The organism is Sphingomonas sp. P2_B6 (assembly GCF_056404755.1).
Map to the genome: position 1 here is coordinate 137,424 of NZ_JBFUDK010000006.1, position 16,256 is coordinate 153,679.

The 16,256-nt window shown below is 65.7% G+C and carries 16 protein-coding genes; 10 read left to right on the top strand and 6 right to left on the bottom strand.

All coding sequences use genetic code 11. The features are described 5' to 3' along the window. The first annotated feature begins 131 nt into the window (after nucleotides 1–131). The gene (locus AC1DX5_RS10860) at nucleotides 132–2,018 is read left to right on the top strand and encodes a PAS domain S-box protein (RefSeq protein ID WP_478015365.1); all 1,887 of its coding nucleotides are present in this window, start codon (nucleotides 132–134) and stop codon (nucleotides 2,016–2,018) included. Continuing rightward, a complete protein-coding gene (locus AC1DX5_RS10865) occupies nucleotides 2,011–2,631 on the top strand; it encodes a response regulator transcription factor (protein WP_478015367.1) in 621 nt (206 codons plus the stop codon). Before AC1DX5_RS10860 ends, AC1DX5_RS10865 begins: the two co-directional genes overlap by 8 nt. Nucleotides 2,632–2,707: 76 nt before the next feature. Here AC1DX5_RS10865 and AC1DX5_RS10870 read toward each other — a convergent pair whose 3' ends face one another. Next, on the bottom strand, nucleotides 2,708–3,259 hold the full coding sequence (locus AC1DX5_RS10870; RefSeq protein ID WP_465175283.1) for a methylated-DNA--[protein]-cysteine S-methyltransferase: 552 nt from the start codon (nucleotides 3,257–3,259) through the stop codon (nucleotides 2,708–2,710). 80 nt (nucleotides 3,260–3,339) lie between these two features. After that, the gene (locus AC1DX5_RS10875) at nucleotides 3,340–3,630 is read right to left on the bottom strand and encodes a CsbD family protein (RefSeq protein ID WP_465171250.1); all 291 of its coding nucleotides are present in this window, start codon (nucleotides 3,628–3,630) and stop codon (nucleotides 3,340–3,342) included. A gap of 137 nt (nucleotides 3,631–3,767) precedes the next feature. Here AC1DX5_RS10875 and AC1DX5_RS10880 point away from each other — a divergent pair, with 137 nt between their 5' ends. Beyond that, the gene (locus tag AC1DX5_RS10880; protein ID WP_465175284.1) at nucleotides 3,768–3,965 is read left to right on the top strand and encodes a KTSC domain-containing protein; all 198 of its coding nucleotides are present in this window, start codon (nucleotides 3,768–3,770) and stop codon (nucleotides 3,963–3,965) included. A gap of 6 nt (nucleotides 3,966–3,971) precedes the next feature. Here the strand turns inward: AC1DX5_RS10880 and AC1DX5_RS10885 are convergent, their stop codons facing one another. Next, nucleotides 3,972–5,639: an FAD-dependent oxidoreductase gene (locus AC1DX5_RS10885; protein WP_478015369.1), complete on the bottom strand. Its 1,668-nt coding sequence runs from the start codon at nucleotides 5,637–5,639 to the stop codon at nucleotides 3,972–3,974. A gap of 236 nt (nucleotides 5,640–5,875) precedes the next feature. Between AC1DX5_RS10885 and AC1DX5_RS10890 the strand changes: the two genes are divergently transcribed. The 5 genes from AC1DX5_RS10890 (at nucleotide 5,876) to AC1DX5_RS10910 (ending at nucleotide 9,961) form a co-directional block, all read left to right on the top strand. Continuing rightward, nucleotides 5,876–7,129 carry a nucleotidyltransferase domain-containing protein gene (locus AC1DX5_RS10890; protein WP_465175286.1) on the top strand — a complete coding sequence of 418 codons (1,254 nt, stop codon included), beginning with the start codon at nucleotides 5,876–5,878 and terminating at the stop codon, nucleotides 7,127–7,129. Between the two features lie 53 nt (nucleotides 7,130–7,182). Then, nucleotides 7,183–8,217, top strand: a complete 1,035-nt coding sequence (locus tag AC1DX5_RS10895; RefSeq protein WP_478015370.1) for a 50S ribosomal protein L11 methyltransferase — start codon at nucleotides 7,183–7,185, stop codon at nucleotides 8,215–8,217. A 26-nt stretch (nucleotides 8,218–8,243) separates the two neighbouring features. After that, on the top strand, nucleotides 8,244–8,396 hold the full coding sequence (locus AC1DX5_RS10900) for a hypothetical protein (RefSeq protein WP_478015372.1): 153 nt from the start codon (nucleotides 8,244–8,246) through the stop codon (nucleotides 8,394–8,396). A 75-nt stretch (nucleotides 8,397–8,471) separates the two neighbouring features. Further along, nucleotides 8,472–9,332, top strand: coding sequence for a Stf0 family sulfotransferase (locus AC1DX5_RS10905; RefSeq protein WP_478015373.1), 861 nt, complete (start codon nucleotides 8,472–8,474; stop codon nucleotides 9,330–9,332). Continuing rightward, nucleotides 9,329–9,961: a 2OG-Fe(II) oxygenase gene (locus AC1DX5_RS10910; protein WP_478015375.1), complete on the top strand. Its 633-nt coding sequence runs from the start codon at nucleotides 9,329–9,331 to the stop codon at nucleotides 9,959–9,961. The genes AC1DX5_RS10905 and AC1DX5_RS10910 overlap by 4 nt, the downstream gene beginning before the upstream one ends. Here the strand turns inward: AC1DX5_RS10910 and AC1DX5_RS10915 are convergent. Together AC1DX5_RS10915 and AC1DX5_RS10920 are read right to left on the bottom strand one after the other, a co-directional pair. Continuing rightward, a complete protein-coding gene (locus AC1DX5_RS10915) occupies nucleotides 9,944–10,231 on the bottom strand; it encodes a PqqD family protein (RefSeq protein ID WP_465181563.1) in 288 nt (95 codons plus the stop codon). The two genes, AC1DX5_RS10910 and AC1DX5_RS10915, sit on opposite strands and share 18 nt — an antisense overlap. Before the next feature lie 28 nt (nucleotides 10,232–10,259). Further along, entirely contained in the window at nucleotides 10,260–12,194 is a 1,935-nt protein-coding gene (locus AC1DX5_RS10920; protein ID WP_478015376.1) for an asparagine synthetase B family protein, read from the bottom strand. Nucleotides 12,195–12,251: 57 nt separating this feature from the next. Here AC1DX5_RS10920 and AC1DX5_RS10925 point away from each other — a divergent pair, with 57 nt between their 5' ends. Beyond that, the gene (locus tag AC1DX5_RS10925; protein WP_465181562.1) at nucleotides 12,252–13,178 is read left to right on the top strand and encodes a hypothetical protein; all 927 of its coding nucleotides are present in this window, start codon (nucleotides 12,252–12,254) and stop codon (nucleotides 13,176–13,178) included. Between the two features lie 34 nt (nucleotides 13,179–13,212). Here the strand turns inward: AC1DX5_RS10925 and AC1DX5_RS10930 are convergent, their stop codons facing one another. Next, nucleotides 13,213–15,036 (bottom strand): RiPP maturation radical SAM C-methyltransferase, encoded by a 1,824-nt coding sequence (locus tag AC1DX5_RS10930; RefSeq protein ID WP_478015378.1) that lies wholly within the window; start codon nucleotides 15,034–15,036, stop codon nucleotides 13,213–13,215. 140 nt (nucleotides 15,037–15,176) lie between these two features. Between AC1DX5_RS10930 and AC1DX5_RS10935 the strand changes: the two genes are divergently transcribed. Continuing rightward, nucleotides 15,177–16,256: an acyltransferase family protein gene (locus AC1DX5_RS10935; protein ID WP_465171263.1), complete on the top strand. Its 1,080-nt coding sequence runs from the start codon at nucleotides 15,177–15,179 to the stop codon at nucleotides 16,254–16,256.

Below are 16,256 nucleotides of genomic sequence, written 5' to 3' on the forward strand. Positions count from 1 at the left end.
GCGCGCGGCTGTACGTAAAGGTCCTAGGATCGGACTGGCCCTCCCGCCTTTATGGAGAGGGCATGAGGAGCAGATTGCGGGCCGGCGACGGATCGATTAGCCCTGCGGGCCATGCGGAAGATGGCGGACGAATGACCCTGGTGACTGCCCCGGATGCGGAACGGCAGGAATCATCGATCTTTGGCTATGCCGTGGCGGCCCTGGCCGTTTGTATCGGTGCGGTCGGCCAGGTGATGCTCAACCCCTGGTTGCAGGCCGATGCCCATTTCCTCTTCTATATCGTGGCGGTGCTGGGCGCTGCCGCCTTTGGCGGGACTGGCCCGGCGGTCGCCGCGACGATCGCGGCGCTCGTCTTCGCGATCGCGCTCGGCGGCCTGCCGCGCGGCTCGGCCGGCCTTGTCGAACCCGCCGCCTTCGTCGTCGCGAGCGCGCTCGTCATCGTGATCGCCGACCGGATGTCGCGGTTCAAGCGGCGCTCGCTGGTCTCCGAGGAACATGCCGTCGCCCGCGCGCGCTCGGCCAGCGAGGTCGCGGACGAGCTCAACCTGCTGATCGACGGCGCGGCGGGCTATGCGATCTACATGCTCGACCCCACCGGCCATGTCACGATCTGGAACCAGGGCGCCGAACGGCTGAAGGGCTGGACCGAGGAGGAAGTGGTCGGCCAGCACAGTGCGATCTTCTATCCCGAAAGCGCCGTCGCCGCAGGCAAGCCTGACGCCGACCTGGAGCGCGCGCGCCTTCACGGAAAGCTCGAGGAGGAGGACTGGCGCCTGCGCAAGGACCGGACCGAGTTCCTGGCGCATGTGACGGTGACGCCGCTTTACGATAACGAGAATGTCCTGCGCGGTTTCGGCAAGGTCATCCGCGACGTGACGGCGCAGCGCGCCGCCGAGCGCGAGCTGAGTTCCAATGCCGCGCTCCTCCAGTCGATCCTCTCCACCGTCCCGGACGCCATGATCCTGATCGACAATCGGGGGCGAATCATGTCGTTCAGCGCCGCCGCAGAGCGCACCTTCGGCTACAGCGAAGCGGAAATGGTCGGGAAGAATGTGTCCGTCCTGATGCCCTCGCCCTATCGCGAGGCGCATGACGGGTATCTCGACCGCTATCTGACGACGGGCGAGCGCCGCATCATCGGCATCGGCCGGGTCGTCACCGCGATGCGCAAGGACGGCAGCCATTTCCCGATGGAGCTGGCGGTTGGCGAAGCGCTCGCCGGCGACCAGCAGGTCTTCACTGGCTTCGTGCGCGATCTCAGCGAGAAGCAGCGGGCCGAGGCCGAGATCGAGGAGCTTCGCTCCGGCCTGATCCATGTCGCGCGGGTGAGCGCGATGGGCACCATGGCGTCGACTCTGGCGCACGAACTGAACCAGCCGCTGACCGCCGTGGCCAATTACATGGAAGGCGTGCGCGACCTGCTCGATCGCCCCGATCCGGACGACCTGCCGATGATTCGCGAGGCGCTGAACGACGCGGCGGGCGAGGCGATGCGCGCCGGCAACATCGTGCGGCGCCTGCGCGAATTCGTCGCGCGCGGCGAAGTGGACAAGACGATCGAGGATCTGCCGCCGCTGATCGACGAGGCAGCGAAGCTCGGCCTGATCGGCGCGCCGCAAAGAGGGGTCGAGACGGTGTTCGACCTGGCCGTGACGTCGCCCGTGCTGGTCGACAAGATCCAGATCCAGCAGGTGCTCATCAACCTGCTGCGCAACGCCATCGATGCGATGGCGGAAAGCGACGAACGCCGGCTGCTCATTGCGACGCGCCAGGCAACGCCCGGCACGGTGCGGGTGACCGTCTCGGATACCGGCCCCGGTCTCGCGCCCGAGATCGCGGAAAACCTGTTCCAGGCGTTCAACAGCAGCAAGAGCGAGGGCATGGGGCTTGGCCTGTCGATCTGTCGCACGATAGTGGAGGCGAACGGCGGTCGAATCTGGATGGAGCCGCGCCCCGGCGGCGGCACCAGCTTCCATTTCACGCTGGTCGGTACGAGCCTGGAGGTGGAAGATGAGTGATAGGCGCCTGATTCACATCGTCGATGACGAGGACTCGATCCGGCGTTCGGCCAGCTTCATGCTCAGGACAACGGGTTTCGCGGTGGAGACCTGGCCTTCCGGCGTGGCGTTCCTGAAGGAGGTCAAGCATCTCCAGTCCGGCTGTATCCTGCTCGACATCCGCATGCCGGAGATGGACGGCCTGGAGGTGCAGAATGCCCTGAACGAGCGCGGCATCACCATGCCCGTCGTCATCTTGACCGGGCATGGCGACGTTGCGATCGCGGTGCGGGCGATGAAGGCGGGCGCGGTCGATTTCCTGGAAAAGCCGTTCGAAAAGGCCGCGCTGCTCCGCGCGATCGACGCCGCGTTCGATCGGATCGCCCAGTCGGAGACCGCCACCGCGCGCGCGGAGGATGCCGCGGTGCTGGTCGGCGCGCTCACCGCGCGCGAACGCGACGTGCTGGAGGGCCTCGCCAAGGGGCTGCCGAACAAGACGATCGCGTTCGACCTCGGCATCTCGCCGCGCACGGTCGAAGTGCACCGCGCGAACATCATGGCGAAGTTCGAGGCACGCAGCTTTTCGGACGCGCTGCGCATCGCCTTCGCCGCGGGTTACGGCCAGGGCGAGTGACATCCGGGGTAATGGTCGGCAGCGCATTTTCGAGCTGGCTGGAGCAGCCAGCGGCTCGGAAAACGCGACGGAAAATCTAGAAACCAAAGCCCTGCTGGGCCGGTTCGGGCGGCGACAGGTCGATACCCTCGATCGCCAGCATCTTCACCTTCGACTCGGATCCGCCCGGCGCGGAAAAGCCGCCGACCTTGCCGCCGGCTGCCAGCACACGGTGGCAGGGCACGATCAGCGGCACCGGGTTGGACGCCATGGCCTGGCCCACCGCGCGCGCCGATTCCGGGCCGGCGCCGAGTTCCTTCGCCACGGCGCCGTACGTCGTGGTCTCACCCCAGCCGAGCCGCCGCACCGCGTCATAGATCTGCACGAAGAACGGCGCCTGCTCGCCCAGATCGACCCTGACGGCGGAGAAATCGGTTTCTTCGCCCTCGAAATAGCGCTGCGCGGCGGCGATGGTTTCGGCAATCTCCGGCGGCGGCGTACGGCGCGCCGCGTCGGGAAAGCGGCGCAGCAACGCCCGCTCGGTCCTGTCGGCCGAGTCGGCCGGCAGACGAAAGCCCACCACCCCGGCGTCGACCCACGCGATTCCCGCGACGCCGTTCGCCGTATCGAAAAGCTGATAGTCGGCCACGGCCTCACCCTGCTTGACTGTTCCCCCATGAAGATAGGGAATGCGGCGGCGCCGAACCAGCCCGCAGGGTGAGTCTGCGGTCAGGCTTTCTTGCCGCGCAGCGTATTGATCACCGCCAGCGCGAGCGTGCCGACCAGAGCAGCCGTCGCCCAGGGCCGTTCCTTGGCAAATGCCTTGGCCTTGTCCGCCAGCGGACCGGCGCCCTGCACCACGGCATCCCGTGCCGCGCCATAGCTTTGCTGCAAATTGCCGACGACCTGATCGGCGACGCCCTGATTCTCCGTGGCGGCATCGCCCGTCGCCTTGCCGATCGTTTCCTTCACCTGGCCGGCGAGATTGCGGCCTTCACCCTCGAGCGTGTCCTCGTTCATCTGGATTCCCTTCGCGCGGCATCTCACCGGTGAAATGCCCAACCCCGTAACGATCGACAAGCCCGACGTGTCCCTCGCACGCGCCTTTTCGCGCGAATCCTGCGGCAACCCCCACGCCGGTGCGACGTTGAAGGCTTATGCCTTCCAGCGTCATTCGCTCCTATGACTATGACCCGGTCGAGCAGCGGCTCGACATCGAGTTCGTCAGCGGCCGGCGCTATTCCTATCTGGACGTGCCAGAATCGGTGTTCGACGCGATGCGCCGCGTGACCTCGAAGGGTGGTTTCTTCAACCGCCGCATCCGCGATTACTACGACTTCGTCGAGCACGCCTGACCGGCATCACTCCATCGGGTGCAGGAAGCGGTGGACCGAGGACACCACCACCGATCCCTCGCCCACACCCGAGGCGACGCGCTTGACCGATCCCGCGCGGACGTCGCCGATCGCGAAGATGCCCGACTTGCTCGTGGCATAAGGCGATGTCGATCCGTCGGCGTCGGCGCCGGTCTTGACGAATCCCTTGTCGTCCAGCGCCAGGCACCCGTCGAGCCAGTCGGTATTGGGCTCCGCGCCGATCATCACGAACATGTTGCTGATGTCGTGCCGCTGCGCCTCGCCGGTCTTCGCATTGGTCCAGGTCACGTGGCGCAGATAACCATCCCCCTCCAGCCCGGTGACCTGGCAATGCGTGTGCAGCGTGATCTGGCCCGAGGAGAGGATGCGCTGGACGAGATAGTCCGACATCGTCTCCGCCAGCCCGCGCGACCGCACCAGGATATGGAGATGCTTCACTGTGCGCGACAGGAACACGGCTGCCTGCCCGGCGGAGTTGCCGCCGCCGACCACCAGCACTTCTTCGCCGGCGCACAGATTGGCCTCCATCGCCGTCGCGGCATAATGGATGCCCTGTCCCTCGAACCGGTCGTAATCGGGCACGTCGAGCCGGCGATAGCGCGCCCCGCTGGCAACGACGACGGCCCGGCCCGTCACGCGCTGCCCGTCCTCCATCGTCACGACATAAGGGTCCTTGCTGCAATCGAGCCCCGTCGCCGGCCGCGCAATGGCCAGCCGCGCGCCGAATTTCTGCGCCTGTACCTGGGCCCGCCCGGCCAGCGCCCGGCCGGAAATGCCGGTCGGGAAGCCGAGATAATTCTCGATCTTGGAACTGGTCCCGGCCTGCCCGCCCGGGGCGAGGCCCTCCAGCACGATCGTGTCGAGCCCTTCCGATGCGGCATAGACCGCCGCCGCCAGCCCGGCGGGCCCCGCGCCGACCACGATGACGTCATGGACGCGTGTCGGGTCGAGCGTCTCGGTCAGCCCCAGCGCATCGGCCAGTTCGCCCGTCGGCGGGTTGCGCAGCACCGATTCGCCCGGCGCGATGACGACCGGCAACTGGTCCGGCGTGATCGAGAAGCATTCGAGGAAACCCTCCGCATCCGGATCGCTTTCGGTGTCGAGCAACCGGTGCGGATAGCCGTTGCGCTCGAGAAAGCGCTGCAGCCGCTGCGTATCGCCCGAATGGCCCGATCCGATCAGCGTCGCGCCGCCATGCGCATGCTTGATCAGTCCGACGCGCCGCAGGATGAAGGCGCGCATGATGATCTCGCCGATATCCGCCTCGGTCGAGACCATGCGGCGGAAATCGACGCGCCCGATCCGCAGCACCCGGCTGTCCTCGCCGGTGCGCCCGGTGACCAGGATCGCGCGATTGTTGAACAGGTCCAGCTCGCCGGTGAACTGCCGCGCATGATGCGTGGTGAAGATATTGGCCACCCCATGCTCGTCGATATCGAGCACCTGGATCGACCCATCCAGCACGACGAAGAAATCCACGCCCCGCTCGCCCCGCGAATAGAGCGCGGTGCCCTTGGCGACCGATTCTTCGCGGCCATAGGCCATCATGCGCTCGACCATCGCCTCGGCCAGCACCGGAAAGGTCTGCGCGGTCCGCTCATAGGGATCAGTCGGATCGATCTCGGTCCGGTCGGTCGCCATCATCTTCCCCATGCCATGGTCCATTCCGGTTCTAGCAGGGTCGCGCGCCTTCGCGAAAGCGACTTCGTCCGCGCTCACGAGCCCGTCTTTGCGGCGCTCGGCGGGAGGGGCTCGTTCTGCGTATCGTTGGCCGAGCTATGATCGACCTCCAAAAAAGAGCACAACTGGACGGTGCCTCAGCCGTTCGCCACAATGTCTCTTGGAGTGTTTGGGAACTTGCCGAATAAATATCGACGCAAGGCACCGGCATGATCGCAGGGGGCGACCGTGCGCCGATCGTCCTGCCGGTGGAAGCACGACTTCTGCTCGCCTGCGCGCTTGATCCAGCTCTGATACCACCTCCTCAACTGAGGCACCTCGCAGGCGAGGTCTGCGACTGGCCGGCCATGTTACGGCAGGCGACCCACCACCTGTCGCTTCCCATGCTGCGGGAGCGACTGGTCGAGATCCGGGACTGCGTTCCGGCCGAGATCATGGCCGAACTCGATCGCGCCGTGATCGTGGCGACCGCCCACACCCTTCAGCTCAGCGCGATCGCCGCCGAGCTCAATCGGTCCTGGTTCCGACCGGAACAAATCCGCTTTGCGGTTTTCAAAGGGGTGGCACTGGCCCAACGCTATTATGGCTCGGTCAACGGACGGTCCTGCCGTGACCTCGACCTGCTGGTGAGCAGCAAGGGGTTCGCGGATACGGTGACGCATCTGATCGCCCGGGGGTTTCGCCTGACCAAGCCGTTCGAGCTGCCCGCGGACCAACAGAGCCATGCGGCGCATGTCGAGGCGATGTGCAGCCTGAACCGGGAAGTCTCGATGCGCGCGCCATCGGGCCAGATGGTCGATCTTCATCAGAACGTGGATCTCACCGGGGCCGACTTTCCCACCGAACAACTGCTCGACCGGGCGGAGACGGTGGCGATCAGGGGCGAGACATTGCCGGTCTTCTCGACCGCCGATCTGTTCGTCTACATCTGCTATCACCACAGCCGCCATCGATGGTCGCGCCTTCACTGGATCGGCGATCTCGGGCGGATCGCCGCGGCGCCCGATTTCGATGTCGCCGTGGTGCGCGTGCGCGCGCAGCGCGCCGGACTGGAAAAGCTGGTCCTCGCGTGCCTTGACATGCCCGCGCTCCTCGCCGCCGCCGTGGCGGGGCATTGGCCTGCCGATGCGGGGCTTGCGGACAGGATGGCGCGGGATTGCATCAGGTTTCTCCATCCGGACCATGCGCCACCCGAGCTCGAGCGGCACAGCCGCGGTGCTGATCGGCTGTTCCGCTGGCGCGACTGGTTCGCGACGACCGCAGTTGAATGGCGCCAGCGAAAGGGGCTGCGGCGCCGTGCCCGGGCGGTCGGGCGAAGCTTGACCCCGTCGTGGCAAGCCTATCGCGATCTGCCGCTCCCCAGGAGGCTTCGCTGGCTTTACACACCCTGGCGGGTAGCAGCGCATTTGGTCAGCTATTTTCCAGTGCCCAGGTTCGGGCGGAAAGACAGGAACGACGGATGAGAGATCGCGCGCGGGAGCTACTCGCCATGCGACCCTTGGTCGAGGGAAAGCCGATGGCGATGCTGGCGCTGGCGCGTCAGCTGCCCACGGTCGGTGAGCGCGCGAGCGCGCTCGATCTGATCGCGCGCGCGCTCGCGCTGGAGCCCGGCGATGGAGAGGTGCGTGCTCTGGCCACCGAGTTGCTGAGCGACGGCGTTCATTCGTGGCACTTCTCGATCGTTCGGGATGCGGTGCGCAACAAGGCCTATGACGCGGCGCTGCGCAGGGCGGTTTTTCCAGGCTGCACGGTCCTTGAAATCGGCACCGGTACGGGGTTGCTCGCCATGATGGCCGCGCGCGCGGGCGCAGCGCGGGTGGTCACCTGCGAAGCCGATTCGGCCGTCGCTGCCGCGGCGCGCGAAAATATCGCCATCAATGGATTCGCCGACCGCGTCACGGTGGTCAACAAGCACTCGACCATGGTCGAGCTCGCGGATGTCGGCGGGCCGGCCGATGTGCTCGTGTCCGAGATCGTCAGTAACGACATGCTGAGCGAAGGCACGCTCCTGGCGCATGAGGATGCGGTGCCGCGCCTTCTGAAACCCGGCGGTGCCGTGATTCCGGTGCGTGGCCAGATCCGAATCGCGCTGGTGGACGACGGTGGCGCGGCGCAAGCGGATCTGGGCCTTATCGACTCCTTCGACCTGAGCGCGTTCAACAAGTTGCGCCAGCCCTATCGCAACATCCCGATCGGTAACGCTTCGATCGCGCTGCGCAGCGCCGCCACCGACTTGTTCACGTTCGATTTCGCAAATGGTCCCTGGCGGGGAGAGCGCCGCGCAACCATTGTCGCTTCGCAAGGCGGGCGCGTGAGCGGCGTGCTGCAATGGATCGCGCTCGACCTGGACGATCGGGAACGGTACGAAAACAGTCCCCGGCCAGGCGCGACGTCGTGCTGGGGCGCGATCTTCTGGCCCTTTGCCGTGCCGGTCATGTCGGCGCCCGGCGAATCCTTCGCGATCGGCGCATGCCACGAGGGAAATCGCGTCCGCATCTGGCGGGGCGACCCCGCCGGATTTGACTTGCAAGCGATTTCGGCGCATCGCTAATGGGTTAGGCAATGCTGGATCAGCTCATGAACGATACCAACAATGATGCACCGGTCCCCGAGGCTGTAGTTGTCGACAAGCCGGAATGGGTGAAGCCGGAGATCACGTCCTTTGCGCCGGTTCAGGCCGCCGAAGGCATCTCCTACCGGCCGAACGACGGCATCAGCAACCTCACCTGATCAACGCGCTGTTTTTGGACGTTGACTGACGGACCTGGGACGGCAGGCGCGCCGAGATCTGGGACTTCTCCTGTGGTGGCAGGTTCGCCTGGCGCGGACCCGCCCAGCAGGCCATATGATCTCGCAACGGCGGATCATGACTATCCCGCCTGGGATGGCGCGCCGCTCCGCACGATCCTGATCTGCACTCATCCCCGATCTGGCAGTACGCTGCTCGGGGAGGCGTTGTATTTCGCCAGCGGCCTGGGTTGTCCGCTGGAATATTTCCATGCCGGGTTCCGTCCGGTTCTCGCCGCGCGATGGGGATGCGTCGGCCTGTCGGATTATGGTCGGGCGGTCCATCGCTGGCGTACCGACGTGTCCGGCACCCTGTCCGTGAAACTGTTCTGGCGCGATGTGATCGAACTGGCCGAGGAACTCGAGCCCGGCCGTTTCGACGATTTGCACGGGCGTCGGCCGGAGGAAACCCTGCCCGACACGTACCGCGAGATCGCCGGGCTGATCGCGCCGCTCTTCCCCGCCGCGCACCATATCCATCTCGTCCGGCGAGACCGGGTGCGGCAGGCGGTCTCCGCCGCCGCCGCGGTGCAGACCGGCATCTGGCGCCAGATACCGCAGATGGGCGAACGGCCCGAAGCGACGGCGCCGAGTTTTGATTTTGCGACGATCGAACGGCTGATCGCCTATGCCGATTTCTGCCATCGTCACTGGCTCGGCTTTTTCGCGGCGATCGGCGCTGTCCCCGATGGCGTGACCTATGAAGGTCTGACGCGCGATCACGACGCGGTGATTGGGTCCCTCCTCGGCCATCTCGGCAGCAAGGCGGCAGTTCCGGCAGTTCGCATGAAGCGCCAGTCGGACGTGCGGAACGAGGCGATGGTGCTGCGCTTCCTGCGGGAGAACGCCACGCGCGGGGCGAGCGGCTGCACGTCGTGAACGCCTCTCGCGGTCTCATGCCGCCATGGCAGGTGCGACGCGACATGCTGTCCCCGCACCAATGTCGCGATCTGCTTGGCTGGACACTCGACAACGAGGCGCGCTTCAGGCCCGCCGCGCTGGACAAGGGGCTGGTCGATCCGACGATACGCCGCTCGCTCAGCTTGCGGGACCTCGGGCCGTTCTCGGCCCTGTTCGAGGCGCATGTACGCGCCATTTTGCCGGACATGATCGAGCAGATGCGCGTGACGCCCTTCGTCGCCGACGACATCGAGCTGGAGTTGGTTGCGCATAATGACGGGGCGCATTTTGCCCTGCACGGCGATCTCTACACGGGCGAGGGCAGCGCCAGGGGCGATCGGATGCTCAGCGCCGTCTATTATTTTCACCGCATGCCAAAGGCATTTTCGGGCGGCTGCCTCAGGCTGCATCGGATCGGCGCGGTGCCCGGCGACATGGGTGTGGATATCGCCCCGGACCACAACAGTCTTGTCGCCTTCCCGTCCTGGGCGCCGCACGAAGTGCTCACCGTGCGATGCCCATCAGGCGTGTTCGGCGATTCCCGTTTCGCGGTCAATTGCTGGGCTTACCGTGCGCGCCGGCGCCGATCGTCAGGCGACGGCGATTAAGTCCCTGTCGCGCATATCCGCGATGAATTCGATCACATCGTCGTGACAGAGCGCCGCATCGACTGAATGGGCCTCAGCCATCTTCGCGCACAATTCGCCAACGGAGATTTGCGATTCGAGCAATGCCCAGATCTGGGCCGCGGTGCGGTTGAGCTGGAAGAAATAGCCGCTCTGGATATCGAGAATGACCGCTTCGTCGCCCACGTCCGCCGCGATCATGTTCCCACAGCGGCTGACCATCCTGCCGTCATCAATGTCGTTCGCTCGCATCGGTCGCGCCGCTCCTCATGGACGATGTTCAGATCTTGAAGGCGTTTTCCAGCCACATGTCCATCGCCAGCGTGAACCATACCGGCCCCCAGGGTTGATCGGGAATGGGGCCGGTCGACCCCTGGTCGCGCCAGCGCTGGAAGGCGGCATGCATTTCCCCGATCCTCGCGCCCTCCACCCAGCCAAGCTGGGCGCAGAGCAATTGCTCGACCGGGCGTCGACGCAGCAGTTCGGAGATCGCGTCGACGGTGTGGGCGACGAACGCCGCCTTGCTTTGCCGCGTCCGGACCTTTTCGGGCAACGTGCCCTTCATCGCCTGACGGAGCAGGTATTTCTTTTGTCCATATCGGTTCAGCACATTGCCCGACGCGCCCATCATGAAACGCGCGAGGCGCTGATCATGGAACGGATGGCGCTGCTCGATGCCGAAGCTGGCGCTATACGCCATCGCCGGCTCGACGTTCACGTGGCGCCGCGCCAGTGCGAACACGCCGTAGCGCTGCTTTTGCGCGAAGCCCGGAAGATCGACGGGAAGGGCGTCGGCATGCCATCGCTCGGTCAGGCCGATCCGCTCCGCCCAATCGGCATTGAGCCACGGGGGTGCCTGAGTGGCGAAATCGAGGTGCGGCCGGAGCAGGCGCTCCCGGTGGCGCGGGCGAACCAGGGGCCCGAAGCCGTGATAGAGGATTCGGCGCGCCGAAACATAAGCCGGCTTGTCGGGAAATTGCTCGAAACCCGTCCTGAGCAGCGCGCCCCACCGACCGGTCCTGGCAAGGTCCGGCCAATGTGCCAGCGACCCGGCGAGCCAGTCGTCGCCGCCCTCCCCGGTCAGGAGCACACGTTCCCCATCGGCCTGCAGGCGGATACAGACCTCCGCCAGGGTGTCGAGCACATTGGGCCGCAGGGGAAGTTGCAGCGTTTCGGCGCACCACGCCGCGGCGGCATCCGCGCTGAACGGCCGCGCCCCGACGACTTTGGCGGTGATACCGAGATGCGCCTCTACCGCGCTGCTCCACTCCGTCTCGTCATGCGGCTCCCCGGGAAAGCGCGCCGTTATCGCCCCGATCTGCCGGCCGATCCGTCCCGCCCGGTGGAGTTCCGTCGCCCGGCACACGACCGAAGAGGAATCGAGCCCACCCGAAAGCTGCGACGACAAGGGTGTCGCGCTGCGGGTGGTCGCGATCAGCGCCTGATCGAACAGCTCCTGGAAACGCGCGACATGATCGGCCTCGGACAGGCGGGACCAATCCTCGAACGGACCTGTATGCCAATGCCATTGTCTGACCCTGCCTTTCTCCAAGGCCAGCGCCGAGCCCTGCGGAAGCCGGTTGAGCCCCTGCCAGAACGTATCCGTCTGGCTGACGAAGCGCGCGGAGAGAAACTCTCCGATCGCGGGTTCGTTGAGCTTGCGCTCCATGCCCAGACCGACGACGAGCGAGCGTGGTTCGGTCGCGAAGCCGAAGGTGGTCCCGTCAAACGTCCACACCAGCGGCCGCCAGCCATAGGGCGACCGCACCATCAGCAATCGCCGGTCGCGCGGTTGCCAGGTGGCGATGGCAAAATCGCCGACCAGCGACGCGACATAATCGTCGCCCCGTCGATCGAACAGCGCCAGCGCGATTTCGCCATCGGGGGCGGCCTTCATCCCCTCGCCCTGCGCGCCGAGCTGGGCGATCAAATCGGCACGATTGTCGAGGCGGCCGTCGAATACCATGACCGCGCCCGAGCGTTCGCTGATAAAGGGCTGCACTTCGCCGATCGACTCGGGCGTGGTTGCATGGGCGAAGCGGATCAGGCCCGCCGCGCCATCATGCCAATGCTTGACGCCGTCGAAGCCCCGGGGCACGGCGGCCCTGACAATGGACGCAAGCAGTGCCTCGGTCATGTCCCGGCCATCGACATGGACCGCGCCCGCAATGGCACCCAATTTCGTCTCCAGTCCGGCCTGACAGCGTTTCGGCATAGCATGTATCACTGACCTGGCAATCGGCTGGCCGGTACGAGGAAAGGTGGGAACGGGTTGACGTCTATCTACAGTTTCGGTGGGCTGCGGCTGCATTCGGCCATACCGGTCGATCAATTGCGGACATGCCCTGTCGACGCCGATGGCTGGGCCGATCTCGCGCTTTCGTTCGAAACCGGGGAGCCGCCCGTTCACGACCGGGTGTCTTATCGCTGGCCGGGCCGTTACGAGCTCGTCATTGGCACCTGTGGCGACGAATGGCTGATGACCTCGGCGCTGGATGGGGCGTTCCTGATCAGCAGGGAGCGGCGCACGGTGCGGTGCATCGCCGCGCCTGGCGCCTCCTTCGACGCCTGTGTCGACGTTCTGGTCCGGCGCGTGCTGCCCCGCGTGGCAACGCTGTTCGGGGCGAGCGCCATCCATGCCGCGGCGTTGGCGCGGCCGGAGGGCGGCCTTCTCCTGCTGGGCATGTCCGGGGCGGGGAAATCCACCATGACCGCGGCGTTGGGTCATGCCGACTGGCATATCCTCAGCGACGATATCTCCGTGCTGTGGGGGCAGGAAGAGCCCCTGATCGCGCCTGCGGCAAAGGGCGTGTGCGTCTGGCCTGCGTCGCGCGAAGGGCTCGGCCTTCCGATCGAGCGATGCCGGCCGATGCCGGGTTATCACGGCAAGACCCATTTCGTACCGGACGGCGAACCGGCCATAGTGCCCGTGCCGCTGCGCGCGCTCGTCTTTCTCAGGCGCGACGGCGACATCGCCCCGGTGCTCGAGCCGATGAGCGAAACCGAGGCACTGGTGACGGCGGCGCATATGCTGGTGCAGTTCGACCCCGGCGACCCGGCCCGGCCCGACCGGGTACGCGGGTTCGCGCGCCTGAACGCCGCGGTCAGGGCGGTACCAAGCTACCGCCTCCGCTATCCCCACGACTTTGCCGCGCTCGCCGATGTCGGCGCGTTGCTGCAGGGGATCCTGAAATCCTGAGGCCACCACCGCGCCGCGACGTGGGGTGCGAGGCCTATGCCGCTACCTCGAGCGCGCCGGCCTTGTGCAACAGCGACTGGGCGGTCACCTCATGCCGCGCCCGGACGACGATGCTCATCAGCCTGTCCTCGTAATCGATGACGAAGTCCCGCGCGATCAGCCAATCGGCATCGGCCAGTTTTTCCGAGGCCAGCGATCGGCGGGGTAGCGGCTTTTCGAGCTCCAGCAGGACCGCCGCCTGCCCGGTCGTCAACGGCGTGAGCGGTGCGCGCGCCAGCGGGCGGGTATCGAGCACCGCCTGTGTCGCACCGACGTCGAACAGCTCGAGCGCGGGCAGCTTTTCCTGCCGCCAGGTCTGTTTCCAGGCGTCCATCACGGCACGAAGGCGCTCGAGCAGATCGGTATCGCTCAGCAGCGGCGTGGTGTAGGAACCGCTGAAATGATAGCCGACCTCGTCCGCTCCGACATCTGCCGGATAGAGCTGGCGATAGCCCGGGAACGGTGCGAGCTCGCCGATGCCCAGGCCGATCGGATCGTTATAATAGGGGCTGTAGCGATCGATCAGGATCGAGTTGCTTCCAGTCGGACCGTGAAGATGCACGAGCTTGGGGATCAGGCCGATCATCGCTTCGTAATCAGCGGCCTGCTCGCCCGGGAAGCCGTAGATCATGCCCCAGTGCACCCGCATGCCGATCCCGCGACAATGTCGCAGCAAGGCGATGTTCTGGTGCGCCGACACGCCCTTGCGCATCAGCTTGAGCACGTCGCTCGACAGGGATTCGATGCCTGGCTGGATGGAGACGATGCCGCCCATGGCCATGGTGTCGAGCTGGGACTCGGTCAGGTTTGCCTTGACCTCGTAGAACATCTTCACGCGCGGGCCGCGCGCGGCGAGATCGGGCCAAAGCTCGCGCAGATAACGCATCGGCATGATATTGTCGGTCATGAAGACCTGGTCCACGCCCCAATGCTCCAGCGCGTCGAGCTCGTCGATCACCGTCTCGGCCGGCTTTTCGCGAAACGCCATGCCCTCGCCGTTCAGCCCGCAAAAGGTGCAATGGTTCTTGGCGCCCCACCAGCACCCGCGCGACGTCTCCATCGTCAGATAGCGTGGCAGCCATTCGGGCAGGGCGCCGGCGGCCTGTAGCGGGCGCAGCGTCGCGAAGAAATCCGAATAGTCGGGCGGGAACACGGTGCGCATGTCGCGGATCGGCTCGGTGTGGATCACCCGCGCCGCCGCCCGCGCGCCATGGCGAAGATAGTTTTCGCAGAAGTCGGGAAAGTCGATATCGGCCTCGCCCGCGAAGAAATGGTCGATCCACGGAAAGGCCTTGGCGAGGCCAAGGCTGAGGGGCCATGCCGCGTTCGCGCCCCCCATCACCGTCACGATCGTCGGATCGGCCTCCTTCACGCGCAGTGCGATGGCGGAGGCCGCCATATTCTGCTCGAATGTCGACGACACACCGACGATGCGCGGGCGCAGCGCGAGAATCCGTTCGATCGCCTCGTCGAGCATCGGGGCGATCGCATCGACCACCCGGCGGTAATCGGCATCCTGCGTGTCCGTCAGCGCTTCGAGCGGCGGGAGCGCGGCCACGATGTCGGGGGGATAGGCGTGTGGACGGAACAGCCGCTCGCCGACCATCGCCTTTTTCTGGCCGTGGCTGATCGCATCATAGGCCTCCAGCCCGACCCGCCCCGCCAGCATCATCCCCGGATAGAAGATGCGCGTGCCCAGGCCACGCGCCGTACAGGCGCTTTTGAGGATCGCGGTTCCGAGCTGCGGATAATGCATTGAATCGAACGGCGGGACGACCATGCAGATTTCCGTGGCGGAAGACGTCGATCCGCGGCTCATGTCACTCTCCCTGCCATGCCGCTGGTTTATCATAATGCGGCAGGCTTGCCATCGTGCCGCCGACGCCAGCCGAAGCGCGGCTGGCGCCACGCCCGGGCAGGGCGTATCGCCATGGACCGAGGTTCAGCAAGAAGAGCAAAGTGGCCGATTCATCAGCATCCGCCGAACGCAGAATCGACTGGCTGGATTATCTGCGGCTGCTGTGCGCGATCATGGTCGTGGTGACGCACTATGTCGTTGTCGTCGTGCCCAGGATACCGGGCCTGACGAACACCGATCTCGGCCTGATCTCCGATATGGCGAGTTATGGGCATATCGCGCTGTTCGCCTTCTTCATCATGAGCGGCATGATGATCGTCCAGATCGTCCAGCGCCAGAAATTGTCAACCTTCGTCACGCACCGCGTGACGCGCATCTATCCGACCTTTGTCGTCTGCCTGTCGCTCACCAGCTTGCTGGGAATCGGGGAACTGGGCCGGATGCATGTCGGCTTCTGGCAATATCTCGCCAACCTGACGATCAATGCCGAGGCGTTCGGCTATCGTCCGGCGGACGCTTCCTACTGGACCCTGAGGGTCGAGATCATTTTCTATGCGATGATCGTCGCGGTCGCGATGCTGGGGTGGCTCAGGCACATCCAGGCGGTCGTGGCGGTGTGGATCGCGCTTCAGGTGGTTGCCGCACCCTTTTTTCCGCGGGCGCCGTTGCTCGGGACAGATTATTATTTCCTGGCCGCGGGCTGTGTGATGGGATTGCTGTACCAGCGCCGCAACGAAAGGCTGAACCTGGCGCTGCTCGCGGTCACTGCCCTGCTCGGCACGCGGACCATCATCATCGCCTCACGCGGCATGCCATTCGATCCCTGGATCGGGATCGTCCTGATGATGGGGGTCTTCGTCCTTTTTCTGGCGATGCGGGGCAGCGATATCCGCCTGCCCTGGGCACGCCGGATCGGATCCTTCACCTATCCGCTCTACCTTCTTCACTTCAAGATCGGCACGATCATGCTGACATGGTGGGCAACCGATGCGAACAAATGGTGGCTGGTGGCCGCCTTGTTGCTTGGCATGATCCTGTTCTCGCTCGTGCTGGACGACATCGTCGAATTCAGGCTGCGTCGGATGTGGCGCAAGCTTGCCATGGCGACGGTGGCGCGGCCGTTCGCCCTGTGGGAGCAGCGTCGGCTTCAGGCCGGGATGCCCGCTGGTGTCTGGCCATGA